Annotated in this window: 1 protein-coding gene; it reads right to left on the reverse strand. The window is 57.8% G+C overall.

Going from position 1 to position 256, the window contains the following annotated elements; translation table 11 throughout:
- A partial coding sequence (locus A3736_RS06130; protein ID WP_197465511.1) for a ribonucleotide-diphosphate reductase subunit beta occupies positions 1-229 on the reverse strand: 229 nt, incomplete at its 3' end.
- Positions 230-256 lie beyond the last annotated feature (27 nt).

Below are 256 nucleotides of genomic sequence, written 5' to 3' on the forward strand. Positions count from 1 at the left end.
TCTCGTGGTAGCAATCCTGCACCTCGACATCGGCCTGGGTGAAGAATCGGAAAATCTGCGTGAGCAGATTGCGCTCGTGATCGGTGAGGTTCTGCGCCCAGTCGCGGCAATCCTCGCCCAGCGGCACTTCTTCCGGCATCCAGTGGATCTGCTGCTGACGTTTCCAGAACTCGTAAGCCCAGGGGTATTCGAACGGCTTGTAGGTCTTGCGGGCTTCGAGCAACGACATCTTGTGTCTCCGGGTCTTCGTGTGAAC

Origin of the sequence: Erythrobacter sp. HI0063 (assembly GCF_001635685.1) — a bacterium.
GTDB lineage: Bacteria > Pseudomonadota > Alphaproteobacteria > Sphingomonadales > Sphingomonadaceae > Qipengyuania.